This window comes from Liquorilactobacillus sicerae, assembly GCF_029916425.1.
Classification (GTDB): Bacteria; Bacillota; Bacilli; order Lactobacillales; family Lactobacillaceae; genus Liquorilactobacillus; species Liquorilactobacillus sicerae.
In genome coordinates, this window is the sequence record NZ_JAHAVQ010000403.1 from 1 (window position 1) to 205 (window position 205).

Here is a 205-nt window from a genome sequence, read left to right on the forward strand (position 1 = left end):
GTAAACTCAACTGGCGTTGCCACATAGTCATCGGCTGCCTTGCTACCATCTTTATAGATATAATGGATGGTTTCATTCACAGTCTTCGTTTCGGTAGTGACTGTCGGTGCATTCTTAGTATAAACAACCGTATACTACAAATCTGTCGAATCTCCGGTCACTGTCTGTGATGCAATTGCTGTCTGATCTGGTGTATAGCCCTGTA

At 43.4% G+C, this 205-nt stretch carries 1 pseudogene; it reads right to left on the reverse strand.

From position 1 onward, the window contains the following. Nucleotides 1-205 (reverse strand): annotated as a pseudogene (locus tag KH893_RS12995) (mucin-binding protein); the annotation flags it as partial.